Origin of the sequence: Nocardia sp. NPDC127579 (genome assembly GCF_042672005.1) — a bacterium.
Lineage (GTDB): Bacteria > Actinomycetota > Actinomycetes > Mycobacteriales > Mycobacteriaceae > Nocardia.
Genome location: NZ_JBHXVZ010000003.1, coordinates 518,573 through 532,969, shown reverse-complemented (window position 1 = coordinate 532,969; position 14,397 = coordinate 518,573). Strand labels below are relative to the sequence as shown.

Annotated in this window: 17 protein-coding genes; 10 read left to right on the top strand and 7 right to left on the bottom strand. The window is 67.5% G+C overall.

Translation table 11 applies throughout. From position 1 onward, the window contains the following. Position 1 precedes the first annotated feature (1 nt). From ACFVMC_RS14815 to ACFVMC_RS14800, 4 genes are all read right to left on the bottom strand, one after another. Positions 2 to 379 carry a BlaI/MecI/CopY family transcriptional regulator gene (locus ACFVMC_RS14815; RefSeq protein WP_379210425.1) on the bottom strand — a complete coding sequence of 126 codons (378 nt, stop codon included), beginning with the start codon at positions 377 to 379 and terminating at the stop codon, positions 2 to 4. 99 nt (positions 380 to 478) lie between these two features. Beyond that, positions 479 to 1,303 (bottom strand): ABC transporter ATP-binding protein, encoded by an 825-nt coding sequence (locus ACFVMC_RS14810; protein WP_379210423.1) that lies wholly within the window; start codon positions 1,301 to 1,303, stop codon positions 479 to 481. Further along, positions 1,300 to 2,394, bottom strand: coding sequence for a FecCD family ABC transporter permease (locus ACFVMC_RS14805; protein WP_379210421.1), 1,095 nt, complete (start codon positions 2,392 to 2,394; stop codon positions 1,300 to 1,302). Before ACFVMC_RS14805 ends, ACFVMC_RS14810 begins: the two co-directional genes overlap by 4 nt. Continuing rightward, entirely contained in the window at positions 2,391 to 3,437 is a 1,047-nt protein-coding gene (locus ACFVMC_RS14800; RefSeq protein ID WP_379210419.1) for a FecCD family ABC transporter permease, read from the bottom strand. Before ACFVMC_RS14800 ends, ACFVMC_RS14805 begins: the two co-directional genes overlap by 4 nt. 107 nt (positions 3,438 to 3,544) lie before the next feature. On the opposite strand from ACFVMC_RS14800, the gene ACFVMC_RS14795 reads away from it, so the two are divergent. Continuing rightward, entirely contained in the window at positions 3,545 to 4,261 is a 717-nt protein-coding gene (locus ACFVMC_RS14795; RefSeq protein ID WP_379210417.1) for a hypothetical protein, read from the top strand. 3 nt (positions 4,262 to 4,264) lie between these two features. Here ACFVMC_RS14795 and ACFVMC_RS14790 read toward each other — a convergent pair whose 3' ends face one another. Both ACFVMC_RS14790 and ACFVMC_RS14785 read right to left on the bottom strand, forming a co-directional pair. Then, the gene (locus ACFVMC_RS14790; RefSeq protein WP_379210415.1) at positions 4,265 to 5,434 is read right to left on the bottom strand and encodes an MFS transporter; all 1,170 of its coding nucleotides are present in this window, start codon (positions 5,432 to 5,434) and stop codon (positions 4,265 to 4,267) included. Positions 5,435 to 5,495: 61 nt separating this feature from the next. Then, the gene (locus ACFVMC_RS14785; protein ID WP_379210413.1) at positions 5,496 to 5,969 is read right to left on the bottom strand and encodes an RrF2 family transcriptional regulator; all 474 of its coding nucleotides are present in this window, start codon (positions 5,967 to 5,969) and stop codon (positions 5,496 to 5,498) included. Between the two features lie 247 nt (positions 5,970 to 6,216). Here ACFVMC_RS14785 and ACFVMC_RS14780 point away from each other — a divergent pair, with 247 nt between their 5' ends. The 4 genes from ACFVMC_RS14780 to ACFVMC_RS14765 all read left to right on the top strand — a co-directional run bounded on the left by ACFVMC_RS14780 (position 6,217) and on the right by ACFVMC_RS14765 (position 9,134). Then, on the top strand, positions 6,217 to 6,666 hold the full coding sequence (locus tag ACFVMC_RS14780) for a PaaI family thioesterase (RefSeq protein ID WP_379210411.1): 450 nt from the start codon (positions 6,217 to 6,219) through the stop codon (positions 6,664 to 6,666). A 119-nt stretch (positions 6,667 to 6,785) separates the two neighbouring features. After that, positions 6,786 to 7,088 (top strand): urease subunit gamma, encoded by a 303-nt coding sequence (locus tag ACFVMC_RS14775; protein WP_379210409.1) that lies wholly within the window; start codon positions 6,786 to 6,788, stop codon positions 7,086 to 7,088. Between the two features lie 3 nt (positions 7,089 to 7,091). Beyond that, positions 7,092 to 7,409, top strand: a complete 318-nt coding sequence (locus tag ACFVMC_RS14770) for an urease subunit beta (protein ID WP_379210407.1) — start codon at positions 7,092 to 7,094, stop codon at positions 7,407 to 7,409. 3 nt (positions 7,410 to 7,412) lie between these two features. Beyond that, positions 7,413 to 9,134: an urease subunit alpha gene (locus ACFVMC_RS14765; protein WP_379210405.1), complete on the top strand. Its 1,722-nt coding sequence runs from the start codon at positions 7,413 to 7,415 to the stop codon at positions 9,132 to 9,134. Between the two features lie 359 nt (positions 9,135 to 9,493). Here the strand turns inward: ACFVMC_RS14765 and ACFVMC_RS14760 are convergent, their stop codons facing one another. Further along, positions 9,494 to 9,820 (bottom strand): hypothetical protein, encoded by a 327-nt coding sequence (locus tag ACFVMC_RS14760; protein ID WP_379210403.1) that lies wholly within the window; start codon positions 9,818 to 9,820, stop codon positions 9,494 to 9,496. 139 nt (positions 9,821 to 9,959) lie between these two features. On the opposite strand from ACFVMC_RS14760, the gene ACFVMC_RS14755 reads away from it, so the two are divergent. The 5 genes from ACFVMC_RS14755 (at position 9,960) to ACFVMC_RS14735 (ending at position 14,394) form a co-directional block, all read left to right on the top strand. Beyond that, positions 9,960 to 10,592, top strand: a complete 633-nt coding sequence (locus ACFVMC_RS14755; protein WP_379210401.1) for a DUF3558 domain-containing protein — start codon at positions 9,960 to 9,962, stop codon at positions 10,590 to 10,592. 18 nt (positions 10,593 to 10,610) lie between these two features. Then, the gene (locus ACFVMC_RS14750; protein ID WP_379210400.1) at positions 10,611 to 10,985 is read left to right on the top strand and encodes a hypothetical protein; all 375 of its coding nucleotides are present in this window, start codon (positions 10,611 to 10,613) and stop codon (positions 10,983 to 10,985) included. Further along, positions 10,986 to 12,542, top strand: coding sequence for a hypothetical protein (locus ACFVMC_RS14745; RefSeq protein ID WP_379210399.1), 1,557 nt, complete (start codon positions 10,986 to 10,988; stop codon positions 12,540 to 12,542). Beyond that, positions 12,539 to 13,312, top strand: a complete 774-nt coding sequence (locus ACFVMC_RS14740) for an ESX secretion-associated protein EspG (protein WP_379210397.1) — start codon at positions 12,539 to 12,541, stop codon at positions 13,310 to 13,312. The genes ACFVMC_RS14745 and ACFVMC_RS14740 overlap by 4 nt, the downstream gene beginning before the upstream one ends. Positions 13,313 to 13,791: 479 nt before the next feature. Further along, positions 13,792 to 14,394, top strand: a complete 603-nt coding sequence (locus tag ACFVMC_RS14735) for an NADPH-dependent FMN reductase (RefSeq protein WP_379210591.1) — start codon at positions 13,792 to 13,794, stop codon at positions 14,392 to 14,394. Positions 14,395 to 14,397: the final 3 nt, after the last annotated feature.

Below are 14,397 nucleotides of genomic sequence, written 5' to 3'. Positions count from 1 at the left end.
CTTAGTGCCCGTCGTTGTCCTCGAGCTTAGCGAGTGCTTCACGTAACGCATCCGCTTCGTCACGTCCGACCTGTTCGACGAAGTGCACGAGTGCGGCTGCGCGGCTGCCTTTTTCCTCGGCCTGCTGCAGCGCATCGAACATGAGGCTGGCCACGAGTTCGTCGCGGGTGTGCACGGGCGCGTAGCGATGGGCGCGATCGTCGCGGCGCTGGACCACCAGGTTCTTCTTCGCCAGACGCTGGAGCACGGTCATCACCGTGGTGTAGGCGAGCTCGCGACGTGCGGCCAATGCCTCGTGCACCTGCCGTACCGTTTGCGGTTCGTCGCTGGACCACAGCTGGTCCATGACCGCCTTCTCGAGTTCACCAAGTCCTGCCATCCCACCAGCTTACGGACACAACGACGCGATTGCGTACTACACGATGTCGTAACTGGCTGATTGCTGTGTGGGATTCGTCATAGCCAGAGCGAGTGCGCATTACTGCGCGTCGGCGGTGGGCCGCACGTGCCGTGTGCCGATCGGCACGATCATCGGCCGCCCCGACACCGGGTCCTCGAGCACGGTCGCGCTGAGCCCGAACACCTCCCGCAACAACGCGGCATCGATGATGTCGCCGGGCGCGCCCTGGGCGATGATCCGCCCGTCCCGCATGACGATCAGCTGATCGCTGTAGCGGATCGCGAGATTCAGATCGTGCAGCACCATGACCACGGTGCGGCCCATATCGTCGTGCAGCCGGTCGACCAGGTCGAGCACCTCGAGCGAATGCGCGAGATCCAGGTAGGTGGTCGGCTCGTCCAGCAGCAGGATGTCGGTGCCCTGGGCGAGCGCCATCGAGATCCAGGCCCGCTGGCGCTGCCCGCCGGAGAGTTCGTCGAGCGGCCGGTCGGCCAGATCGGCGATGCCGGTCTGCTCGAGCGCGGTCAGCACCTCGGCCTCGTCGGTCGCCGACCACTGGCGCAGCCAGGACTGATGCGGGTGCCGGCCCCGGGCCACCAGGTCGGCGACGGTGAGGCCCTCCGGCGCGATCGGCGTCTGCGGCAGCATGCCGACCACGCGCGCCACATCCTTGGTCTTCATCGACGAAATCGCCTTGCCGTCCAGCACGACTCGGCCACCGTGCGGTTTCAGCAGCCGGCCCAGCGAGCGCAGCAGCGTCGACTTGCCACAGCCGTTGGGCCCGATGACAGTGGTGACGACGCCGGGCGCGATATCGATGCTCAGCCCGTCGACGATGACGCGGTCGCCGTAGCCGAGGGTGACCTCTTCGGCGGCTAGTCGATGATCGGCATTCGTGGTCATGTCAGGGTCGCCTTCCGATTCGTACGCACGAGCAGATAGAGCAGGAACGGCCCGCCGAACGCGGCGGTGACGATGCCCGCGGGGAGATCGACGGGAAATACGGTGCGGGACGCGACATCCGCGGCCACCACGGCGAGCGCACCGACCAGCGTCGACCCGATCAAGGGTTCGCCGGGGGTGCGCAGCAGACGCCGGGCGATCTGCGGCGCGGCCAGCGCCACGAAGGCGATCGGCCCGACCGCCGCGGTCGCCACCGAGGCCGCGATCACGGCCGCGCCGATCAGTAACGCTTGCTGGGACTGGATCCGCACACCGAGCGCTCGCGTGGTGTCGGTGCCCAGGCGCAACGCGGCCAGTGTGCGCGCCGACCCGACGGCGACCACGATCACGAGTGCCAGCGCGAGCGCGGTCGGCACGAGTTTGGCCTTGTCGACGGCGTTGAGCGAGCCGGTCAGCCACTGCTGGGCGCGCATCGCGTCGACCAGGGAGGCGCGTGCGACCAGCCAGCTCAGCAGCGCCGCCATGACCGCGTTCACCCCGACGCCCAGAAGTACCAGGCGCAGGCCGGTGGCGCCGGTGTCGCCGGTGCGACCGCGGCCCCAGGCCAGCACGTAGATGACCGTGGCGGTGAGCAATCCGCAGGCGAGCGCGGCCAGGGGCGCGCCGACGGCGGCGGCCGTTCCCGTTGTCGCGCCGGTGCCGACGATGACGGCGACCGCGCCGACGCTGGCGCCGGTGGTGATGCCGAGCATGTCCGGACTGGCCAGCGGATTGTGCAGGATGGACTGGGTGAGCGCGCCGGACAGGCCGAGCGCCGCGCCGACCAGTACCGCCGTGAGCGCGCGTGGCAGCCGTGATTCCAGGATGATGAAGCGCTGCGATCGGGTGCCGCCGCCGGTGAGTACATCGAGGACCCGGCTCAGCGGCATGGCCGAATCGCCCTGTGCGACATCCCAGCAGAACGCGGCGAACAGCAGCGCGGTCAACGCGACGACGATCGACACCATCGCCGGTCGCCACACCAGCGAGATCGGCCCGATCCGTACGGCGGGCCGGACCTTGTGCAGCACAGGCTGTTCGGTGGTGGTCACAGGCTCACCAGCTTCTTGCGGCGGACATAGGCGATGAAGAACGGCGCGCCGATGGCCGCGAGCATGACACCGACCTGGAGTTCGCCCGGTCGGTTGACCACCCGTCCTCCGACGTCGGCCAAGAGCAGCAGCAGTGCGCCGAACAGACCGGAATAGGGGATGAGCCAGCGGTAGTCCGGGCCGGTCAGCGTGCGCGCCAGATGCGGTGCGATCAGTCCGAGGAACGCGATCGGCCCGACCGCGGCGGTGGCGGCGCCGCAGAGCAGGACGATCGCGGTCAGTCCGAGAGCGCGGCTGCGCGTGATGTCGACGCCGAGCCCGCGTGCCACCTCGTCGCCCAGGGTGAGCAGGTTCAGGCCGGGACCGGCGGCGAGCGCGAGCAGCAGCCCGACCGCGAGAAATGGCAGTATCTGCCAGAACACCGCGGCGTCGCGTCCGGCGACATCGCCGACCACCCAGAACCGGTAGGTGTCCAGCGCGGCGGCGTCCATCAGCACCACGGCATTCGTCATCGCCTGCAAGAATGCGGCGACTGCCGCACCGGCCAGTACCAGGCTCATGGGGCTGGCCTTGCCGCCGCCCAGCGAGGAGGTGCCGAACACCACCACCCCGGCGAGCAGCGCACCCGCGAAGGCGAACCAGATGTACTGCTGGGGCGAGGTCAGGGCGAACAGGTAGGTGCCCAGGGCGGCGAGAAAGGCCGCGCCGGAGTTCAATCCGAGCAGGCCCGCGTCCGCGATCGGGTTGCGGGTGTAGCCCTGGATCAGCGCGCCGGTGCTGCCGAGTGCGAGTCCGCAGGCCAGAGCCAGGGCGGTGCGTGGCAGCCGGAGTTCGCGCACGATCTCTTCGGCGGTCGATTCCGCCGGGCATGCGAAGGGGCCGCCCGCGCAGCGCAGGGCGTGCTCGAGCGCGCCGAAAACGGTTCCGGGCGCGAGGGATCGGGTGCCGATGGCGATGCTGGCGAGCATCGCCAGCATCAGCAGCGCGGCCGTGAGGAGAAGTCCGATCAGGCGTCGTCGCCGGATCGTGCCGAGGGATGTCACTGGGTCGAACTTCTCCTGACTATTTCCAACTCTGCGCTTGCTAGGTCTGGTAAGGCTAACCTATGTTCGGTGGCGACTCACAACGGAGCCGACCACGAGGAGGTTCGATGCTCGAGCCCATGACCATTCGCTCGCAGCAGCAATTCGACCGCGCCTGCACGCGATTGCGCGCTCTGCAACCGGAGCACCCGCGGGTCTACGCCGTCGCGGACATGGGTGTCCAGGGCAAGCGGCGCTGGTGGAAGCTGTCCGACGGACTGGGGGAGGGGCGCATCGAGCTGATGTACCGGCGCCACGCCGCGGAGATGGTCAATCCCGAGATCGCGGCGGAAGTCGTTGCGACGGCGCTGATCCACGCGGTGGTCGGCCGGGTGGCCGCCCTGCTGGTGGCCGAGGGGCGGGCCTGGGATCCGGGGTTGGAGAACTTGTGGATCCATCACGACAACGACGGCGGCATCGACTGGGCGGGATTGACCGACATCACGATTCGTGTGCTCGACGGTGACCCTGTGGCGGGGGCGCCCGGCGTCGTGACCTTTCCATGTGAACAGGCCATGTTCGTGTGGCTGGCGCACCGCTGTGCCTCCTCGCTGACATCGATCCAGCGCACGCTGGCGCGCTGCACCGGCCTGGGTGCGCGCCGCTTCTGGGCGCTGGTCGGTGAATCCATTGTGGGGGCAAGCACTTACGTTCCGGAACTCGCCCGCACCAGCCCGGAGGCCGCGGCGCGCCGTGGTCAGGGTCTGCTGCTGGCGCTCGAGGAGCGCGGCCTGCCGGTGCGCCGCAGTCCCGCGATGGTTCAGTCGTCGTTTCTGATCGCCTAGTGCTCAGGCGGTGAGCCGCAGGTAGAGCACTGCGGCGACGGCCGCGAGCGAGCCCGTGCCGAGCACGGCGGCCGCGCCGTGACCGAGTGCCAGGCCGCCCGTCGCTGTGCCGAGGCCGATCCCGAGATAGATGCAGGACGCGTTGAGCGCCACCACCAGGCCGGACTCGTGTGGGGCCGCGGCGATCAGCCGATGCTGCTGGGCCGGGGTCTGGCACCAGCTCGCCGCGCCCCAGACCGCGGCGAGCGCGACCACCGCCGATGGCGCGCGGATGCCGGTCGCGGCGAGAGCGCCCAGCAGCGCAATGGCGGCTGCCATGCTCAGGTAGCCGACGGTGAGCACTCGGACGGGACCCCATCGGTCGGTCGCGTAGCCCGCGCACAGGTTGCCTGCGATCGCGCCGATGCCGTAGGCGCACAATGTGGCCGCGGGATCGGCACCGAGGGGTTCGAGCGTGGGAACGGCGTAGGCGTAGACGACGTAGGCCGCGCCCATTCCGAGCACTGTCAGCGGAAGTATCCGGACGACACCGGGAGTGCGCAGCACCGAGATTCGGGTGCACAGTGCGACGCGGGGGCCGCCGGGCAGGCGTGGCACCCGCACGGCCACGCCCGCGGCGGCCAGCGCGCACAGCGCGGCTACCCCGGCCAGGGCCGCGCGCCAGCCGAACCATTGCTCGAGCGTGCTGCCCAACGGCACCCCGAGTGCAGTCGCGATGGTCGATCCGCCGACGACGACCGCCAGGGCGCGCGCCCGTGCCTCGGCGGGCGCTAGGGCCGCGGCCACCGCACCCGCGGTCGGAGTGAACGCCGCCGCGCCGAGTGCCGCCATGATCCGAGTGGCCAGCAGCAGCGCGAACGTCGGTGCGAGCGCGGATGCGAGATTGGCGAGGGCGAGCACGAGCAGCGCGGTGACCAGTAGGGCGCGGCGCGGCACGTGCGCGGTCGCGGTGGCGAGCAGCGGTGCGCCGAGCGCGTAGGCGAGGGCGAAGACCGTGATCGCCGATCCGGCGGTTGCGGTCGACACCTGGAGCTCGGTGGCCAGCATCGGCAGGAACCCGGCCAGGATGAAGGCGTCGGTGCCGACGGCGAAGGTGCCGACCGCGAGAATCAGGGTGTGCCGCAATCTCTTCGGTCGGTCGGTCGGCTGGGGCTCAATCAGGATATTGGACATCCCGGTTTCCTTTCGAGAAAACCCCGGCCGGGGCCGGGGGTGGATCGCGACGCGGAGCCGCTCAGGTCGCCTGGTAGAACCGTCGCGCGCGGGTGGCGGCGGACGCGGGGGTGGCGGCCGCGAGGTCCGCGATGGTCCGGCCGGCCAACTCGCGCCGCCAGGCCAGCTCCGCTCGGCGCATGACCGCGGCGATTCCGCACGGCTTCGCGAAGTCGGACGGGCTCGCCGTCGCGCCGGCGCCGCGCCGGCGGATCTCGGTGCACTGGAATGCGTCCGTGCGTCCCTCGACCGCGGCGACCACATCCAGCACGCTGATCCGTTCCGGCGGCCGCGCCAGCCGGTAGCCCCCGCGGACGCCGGGTGCGGATTCGAGGATTCCCGCACGAACCAGTGGTTGCAGGCGCTTCTTCAGGTACTCCGGCGGCAGCTCGAACAGCTCCGCCAGACGGGCGGTGGCGATCGGCGCCTGATCGTCGAGCCAAGCCAGCGCCAGGCAGCAGTGCAGTCCCCACTCCACGCCTTCACCCATGATCATGAATAGGGATGGTACATGTCCCGAATAAGGGTGTGAATTCGTGGCCGACACCGGAGTTCGAACACGTCGTCACGGTTTGCCGCTTGCCAACTTAGGTAAGCCTGACCTATACTCATGCTCGGCGTTCGGATCGGGTAGGGGTCCCGAGGGCTGCGGTCGACCCCACGTTCCTTGCCGCGGCGGGCTCCACTTCCGGTGGAGCCCGCCGCTCTGTATCGGGCAAACCCGCGGCGATTAGGCTTTGGTCATGACAGAACAACCGGCCTCGATCACGCCCACCTCGATCAGTGAACTCACCCCCGAACTGATGACGAAATACAGTGAGGGCACGTTCACCGACCTGATCGGTCTGCGGTTCACCGAGGTCGGGCCCGATCGGGTCTGCGGCGAATGGATGGTCAAGCCGCACCTGTTCCAGCCCGCCGGGATCCAGAACGGCGGCGTACTGTGCACCGTCATCGAATCGCTGGCCAGCACCGGCGGCCAGTTCTGGTACGGCGATCAAGGCAACGTCGTGGGCGTCAACAACAACACCGACTTCCTGCGGGCGGTCAGCGACGGCCTGCTGACGGCGGCGGCCACGCCGATCCATCGCGGCCGGACCCAGCAGCTGTGGCAGGTCGTGGTGACCGACGAGCAGGATCGCCTCGTCGCCCGCGGCCAGGTGCGCCTGGCGAATCTGCCCAAGCGGAGCTGAGACTCGGCATGATGGCCGATTCCCGCTGACGCGCGCCGCAACATCGCCGAAACACGCAGGTAACGCGGGGCATGCCAGAATGGCCGACGACCCGCCCCGCGACTCGGTGAGGAGCCCGAATGCGTTTGTCGCCGCACGAGCAGGAACGTCTGCTGCTGAGTTACGCGGCCGAATTGGCGCGGCGGCGACAGGCGCGCGGGCTCAAACTCAATCACCCCGAGGCGGTCGCGCTGATCACCGATCACGTGCTCGAAGGCGCGCGCGACGGACGTACCGTCGCCGAGCTCATGTCCACCGGGCGCACCGTGCTCACCCGCGACGACGTGATGACCGGCGTACCGGAGATGATCCACGACGTGCAGGTCGAGGCCACCTTCCCGGACGGCACCAAGCTCGTCACCGTCCACCAGCCGATCGGATAGACGTTGATCCCCGGTGAATATCTCTGTGCCGACGGCACGATCGAATTGAACGCGGGCGCCGCCCGGATCGAGCTCGACGTCCTCAATACCGGTGATCGCCCGGTGCAGGTCGGCAGCCACGTGCACTTCCCGCAGTCCAACGCGGCGCTGGAATTCGACCGCGCCGCCGCGCACGGACATCGGCTCGACATCCCCGCCGGCACCGCGGTGCGCTTCGAACCCGGCCTGACACAGCGGGTTTCACTGGTGCCGATCGGCGGCAGCCGAGAAGTGCACGGCATCAGCCTGACCCCGCCCGGTCACCTGGATTCGACGAGGTAGGACATGACCGAACTCACCCGCGCCCGCTACGCCGAACTGTTCGGGCCCACCACTGGCGACCGAATTCGCCTGGCCGACACCGACCTGCTGATCGAGATCACCGAAGACCGTTCCGGCGGACCGGGACTCGCGGGCGAGGAAGCCGTCTTCGGCGGCGGCAAGGTGCTGCGCGAGTCGATGGGGCAGTCCCGTGCCACCCGCGCCGAAGGCGCCCCGGACACCGTCATCACCGGCGTCGTCATCCTCGACCACTGGGGAATCATCAAGGCGGACCTCGGGATTCGCGACGGCCGCATCTGCGCCATCGGCAAAGCCGGCAACCCCGACACCATGACCGGGGTGCACCCGGATCTGGTGGTCGGCCCGTCCACGGAGATCATCGCGGGCAACGGTCGCATCGTCACCGCCGGCGCCATCGACTGCCACGTGCACTTCATCTGCCCGCAGCTGATGGACGAAGCGCTCGGCGGCGGCATCACCACGTTGATCGGCGGCGGCACCGGTCCCGCCGAGGGCAGCAAGGCCACCACGGTCACACCCGGCTCCTGGCATCTGGCGCGCATGCTCGAATCCCTGGACAGCTGGCCGATGAACATCGTGCTGCTCGGCAAGGGCAACACGGTCAGCGCCGAATCGATGTGGGAGCAATTGCGTGGCGGCGCGGCGGGATTCAAGCTGCACGAGGACTGGGGCTCCACGCCGGCCGCCATCGACGCCTGTCTGCGGGTGGCCGACGCCAGCGGCGTCCAGGTGGCGCTGCACTCCGACACGCTCAACGAGGCCGGTTTCGTCGAGGACACCCTCGGCGCCATCGCCGGCCGCGGCATCCACGCCTACCACACCGAAGGCGCCGGCGGCGGGCACGCACCCGACATCATCACGGTCGCTTCACATCTCAACGTGCTGCCCAGTTCCACCAACCCGACCCGGCCGCACACCGTCAACACTCTCGACGAGCACCTCGACATGCTGATGGTGTGCCACCACCTCAGTGCCGCCATCCCCGAGGATCTCGCCTTCGCGGAGAGCCGGATTCGGCCCTCGACCATCGCCGCCGAGGATCTGCTGCACGATCTCGGCGCGATCTCGATGATCGGCAGCGACTCGCAGGCGATGGGCCGGATCGGTGAGGTCGTCATGCGCACCTGGCAGACCGCGCACGTCATGAAGCGGCGGCGCGGCGCGCTACCCGGCGACACCACCGCCGACAATGCCCGCGTGCAGCGCTACATCGCGAAATACACGATCGCCCCCGCGGTCGCGCACGGCCTGGATCACGAGGTCGGCTCCATCGAGGTCGGCAAGCTCGCCGACCTGGTGCTGTGGGATCCCGCGTTCTTCGGGGTCCGCCCGCACGCCGTGCTCAAGGGCGGCATGATCGCCTGGGCCGCCATGGGCGACGCCAACGCCTCCATCCCCACCCCGCAACCCGTGCTGCCGCGCCCCATGTTCGGCGCCGCCCCCGTCGCCGCGGCCGCCACCTCCCTGCACTTCGTCTCCGAACACGCCATCGCCGACGGCCTCGCCGATCGCCTGAACCTGCGCCGCCGATTGGCACCGGTCAAGAACGTGCGCGGCGTCACCAAAGCCGATATGCCGCACAACGACGCGATGCCCCACATCGAAGTCGACCCCGACACTTTCACCGTCCGCGTCGACGGCGAAGTCTGGACCGAACAGCCCGCCACCGAACTCCCCATGGCGCAACGCTACTTCCTGTTCTGATCTGGTGACCGGATAGCGAGCGGCGGGTGTAGCGGGGAACCGGGTCGCGGCAGCGGACGGCGATCGGATCCGGCCCGCCGAGTTGCAACCGATCTGTGACACAACGCCCGTCGGGGGGACACGCTGAAACCTATTGATGTAGAACAGCTATCGAGATAGTGTCGCTCTCCTGTTCGGGTCGTGCGAGATCGGCTCGCGCGGCCGGCGTTGGAGAAGGGGGCACAATGAGGACCGTGGACGACATCGCTGTGCTGCGCAGGCGACTGGACTCCCACCACGACAAGCTGCTGGAGGAGTTCGGTCTCGTCCACGCCGATCTGGCGGACATCAAGAACACCCAGGCCGAGCACACCAGGATCCTAGGGGAGCATACGAGGACCCTGCGTCAGCACACGAAGACGCTGGACCAGCATACGGCGACGCTGGATCAGCATACGAAGACGCTGGATCAGCACACGGCGACGCTGGATCAGCACACGGTGACGCTGGATCAGCACACGGTGACGCTGGATCAGCACACGGTGACGCTGGATCAGCACACGGCGACGCTGGATCAGCACACGAAGACGCTCGATCAGCACACGAAGACGCTCGATCAGCACACGAAGACGCTCGATCAGCACACGAAGACGCTGGACCAGCACACGAAGACGCTGGACCAACATACGGTGACGCTCGATCAACATACGGCGACGCTGAACCAACACACGCGGACGTTGGATCAGCACACCGAGAAGTTGGATGAACTGTCGGTGACCGTGGGTGGGCATACGAGGCTGTTGTACGAGATTTTGGATCGGTTGCCGACGAAGCAGGGATCGTGGGATGCGGCTGGTTTGTCGGTTCGACAGGGAACCGGATGTGCCTCGCCGCGTCCTCAATTATGGGACAGAACTGGCGGTCTGGACTGGAGGCATCGTGGGACGACGGGTGCGGGTAACGGTAGCGGTACTGGGCGGGGCCGCGTTGGTGCTCTCCGGGTGTGGGGAGGAGACCAGCGGGACGCCGGAGCCGAGTACCAGTGGAGAGTCGGCGGCTCTATGGGATCCGTGTACTCAGATTTCGGACACGGTCTTGAATCAGGTTGGAGTCGACCCTTCGACGAAGGAGTCCGGGGTCGCCGGGGTCGAGGAGCCCGGATGGAAGGTCTGCTCGTGGCATGACACGAAGACCCAATGGAACTACTCGCTCGGAGTCTGGTCGACCGTTAGTACGGTGGATGACTTCAAGAAGAAGCAAGACAACACCGACTTCCTTGAACTCTCAGTGGCTGGGCGAAATGGGTTCTCGTTTCGGCGGACAACTGACTCGGACAGCGAAGACTGCTATCTCGTGTTCTCCTCAGATTCGGGAGCGATCGAGGTCAGCATCTTCAATACGTTGTCCGGTACTTCTGTAGCACCGTGCGATCGTGCACGAGCCGCGGCCGAGGTTCTGGTACCGCTCTTCCCGCACTGATCGAAAAGGAGTTCGATAGTGGCGATTAACGACGAGAAGGCTCGGTGGAGCTACCTGGCGCAAGAAGCAAGAACTGGGCGTCTCTATCTAGATTCGGCGGTCGCCGCAGAATGCCGTGACGTATGTAATAGGCAGATCGATCTTTATACGAAGCTGCGCGAGAACCTCAAGCAGATCGTGAACGTGACGGGGTTAGGCAATTTCTCCTGTGCGGACGAACTGGCCAAGATGTTGGGCGCCAAGGCGATTGGTGGCGACGGCGATGTTGATGCGGCGTTGAAGGAACATCTCGAGGTGATCACGCTCATTCGCGACACTATCCAAGTTTCCGTCGAAATGTATGAGGCTCAGGACGCGGCCAATGCGGCCGAACAAGATAAGCTTCTGGACTGAATGGGGGATAGCATGGGTCTGCTTTTCGCCGGCATTGCTGCGGCTCTGTGGGAGTCGAGCAAGTCCGGGCCACCGGATGTGGGTAGAGACGAGAGTCCAGACGCCACGCAGGCGCGGAACCGGATCCTTGAGCTGGCTGGCGGGAGCGGCCTCCAGTTCCAGGGATCAAAAGTGCCGGAATCCGCGTACACGAATCCGGAGAATCTGGATGATTTGTACGAACGGGTGCAGGCGATGGACCCGGCGGCGGTCAAACTGCTGAATGATCGTTGGGAAGCTATGCGCAACAAGCTCAATGATGGCTTTGTGGATTTCGGTCTGGAGATGACACGGGCGATCGAGGCAAAATGGCAGGGGGAGGCGGCCAATTCGGCTGCTACGGGAATCGCGGAGTATGTGAAGAAGTCCAGCATGCTGGTGGATTCGGTGGCGCTGGTTGCGGAAAAGGTGAAGTTGGTGAAGTCGGCGATCGAGATCACCAAACCGAATGTGCAGCAGGCTCCCGAGTCGACTGTGACCAGTAATATCGCGTCCTGGGTTCCGGGGCCGACGTGGAAGTTGAACGAGCATCGGGACGAGTCGTATCGGGCGGCGGCCGCGAATGTGGTGAAGAACGTCTTCTATCCGGCGATCAAGGAAGCCGACGAGAAGGTGCCGTTGGTGCCGACGCCGTACAACCCGGTGCAGGCGGAGCCGAGTCCTGCCGAACCTCCGGTTGTTCCGTCGAATTCGGATGGGCCGGAGGTGGCGCTGAGACCGGAGGCCGCGCCGGTGCCGGAAGGTACGGGTGATCCTTCGAGCCGACCGGCGAGTTCAGGGGCGTCGACCGCTCCGTCGCTGTCGGAGGTTCCGAAATCGATTGATCCGAAGCTGAATTCGGCCGCGCCCGGCTCGAACGTGCTTGGAGCCGGTATGCCCGGTTCGAGTGTTTCTGGTTCTGGTGTTCCGGGCACGACTGGTCCGCGCGCAGGCGCCCTGGGCCCGAACGTTCCGGGTGCCGGCGTTGCGGGCTCGAGCGTCCCGCGTTCAGGTGCCCCCGGTTCGGTAGTCCCGCGGTCGGGCGTGCCCGGTTCGGTAGTTCCGCGGTCGGGCGTGCCCGGTTCGGTAGTTCCACGGTCGGGCGTTCCGGGTGCTGTTGCCCCGCGGTCGGGAGTTCCCGGTTCGGTAGTTCCACGTCCAGGCGTTCCGGGTTCTGGCGTGCCGGGTGCGGTTGTTCCGCGTTCGGGTGCCCCCGGTTCGGCCGTTCCGCGTTCGGGCGTTCCCGGCTCGGGCGCACCGGGCTCCGGCGCTCCAGTGGCCGCGAACCCTGGTACGGGAAGGCCGGGTTCGGGCGCTGCGGGTGGCGCGTCCGCCGCCGCGCACCACGCGGCCGCGGGTGCCCGTCCTGGAGTCGCGGGTATGCCGGGTATGGGTGTGCCGGGGTCGCGAGGTCAGGGCGACGACGACAGGGAACATCGGACCAAGGATTATCTGATCACTCAGAAGAACGGTGAGTTGCTGACCGGTCTGGATCCGGAGCATCGGGTGAAGACAGTGCCGCCGGTGATCGGCGAATGAGCAAGCGGGAGTGGCTGTTCTCGCCGCTCGCGTTCCAGGTGCTGTGGCGGGCGGCGGGCCGGGATGTGCTGCCGTATCCGTTGCAGTATCGCTCGACGGCGGGCACGGTCGCCGAATACGACCGGGCATGGAAGGCCGAGGCCGCCGCGTTGCTCGAGTATTTCGACGACACCTTGTTCGGTGCGCTGCGGGTGCTCGCCGAGCCGGAGGCGCGGATCGAGGTCGCGGGCCGGATCGGCAAGGATCGGCTGCGGATGCACGCGGCGATGCACTACCGGCTCGCGGTGCTGCTGGTGCAGGAGACGACGCCGCACCCCGATCGGGGCGGCCGCATCCAGATGACAATGGTTCCGGCGCACGAGATTTCACGTCGGGTGCTGGCACGGCTGCCGAAGCGGGCGCGGGGGACCGGCGCGGGTATCGAGGTGTCGCACCGCGATCTGGAGGACGATGGCCCGTTCACCCGTTTCCATGATGATGCTCCCCTGCCGCCGCGCGAACTGGCGGCAGGGTTCTTCGAACGGCCCCGTGGCGCGGTAGTGCATGTCGCGGTGTACGCGGGCCCGGCGTGGGACAACCGCCCGACGCCGTCCCGGGGCTTCCATGTCATGGACTATCCGGACGGTCGCTACATGGTTCGTACGGGCGGCGCCGTGCAGGCCGCACCGGCCGACCGCGCCATCCTGCGCGCGGATCTGGACCGCCTGGTGGCGATCACCGTCGAGTCCTTCCGGCAGGAATTCGATCCCGCCTACCGCGGCCGGATGTAGCCCGGATCGGCGCGATCGCTGGTCTCGCTTGCCGGGGCTGAGTGTGGCTCGGATCGGCGTGATCGCCGACTGCGCTCGCCGGGGCTGGGTGTGGCTCGGATGGGCGTGTTCGCTGGTCTTGCTTGTCGCGCCTGGGTGTGGCCCGCGCTGGCGTGATCGCTGGACTCGCTTGTCGTGGTCGGATGTGGGCCGGGTCGGTGTGATCGCTGGACTCGCTTGTCGTGGTCGGATGTGGGCCGGGTCGGTGTGATCGCTGGCCCCGCCCGCCGCGGCCGGATGTGGCCCGGGGCGACGTGATCACCGACGTCGCCGACCTCGGGACGGTCGACTTCCTTCGGCCACCTCGTTCGCTCGGCGCTCGATCGAGGTCGTCACGTTCGACATGACTCGAGCCGGGGAATTTGACCTGAACAATAGTTTAGGTAGCACCGTGGTTTCCGATGGCGGCGCCGATGGCCGCCACCGATGTGGAGGAAGCCATGAGCGTCACGGTTGAGAACGTCCGGACTACTGCCGATCCGCTGCGGATCGCTGTTGTCATCGGCAGCACCCGGGAGGGGCGGTTCGGGCCGACGGTCGCCGACTGGTTCGTTCGGCAGGCCACACGCCGCGCTGCCGTGCGTGTGGACGTGGTCGATACCCGGCAGGTCGAGCTGCCGCACGCCTTCGGTGCGTCCACCGATCATCCCTCGCTGCCGAATGCGGCCGAAACACTGTCCCGCGCTGACGCTTTCGTCGTTGTGACGCCGGAATACAATCACAGCTATCCGGGCGGGCTGAAGAATCTGATCGATGCGCACCACACCGAGTGGCAGGCGAAACCGGTCGGATTCGTCTCCTACGGTGGCGTTTCCGGCGGTTTGCGCGCCGTCGAACACCTGCGTCCGGTTTTCGCGGAAGTGCATTCGGTCACCGTGCGCGAGACGGTCAGTTTTCACAATCCGTGGGGTAGTTCGGACGACAGCGGAGCGCTGATCGATACCGAGGGGGCCGAGGCCGCCGCCGCGAAACTGCTGGATCAGCTGGCCTGGTGGGGCGAGGCGCTTCGCGCCGCGCGCGCTGCTTGTCCGTACGGAAAGTGAACG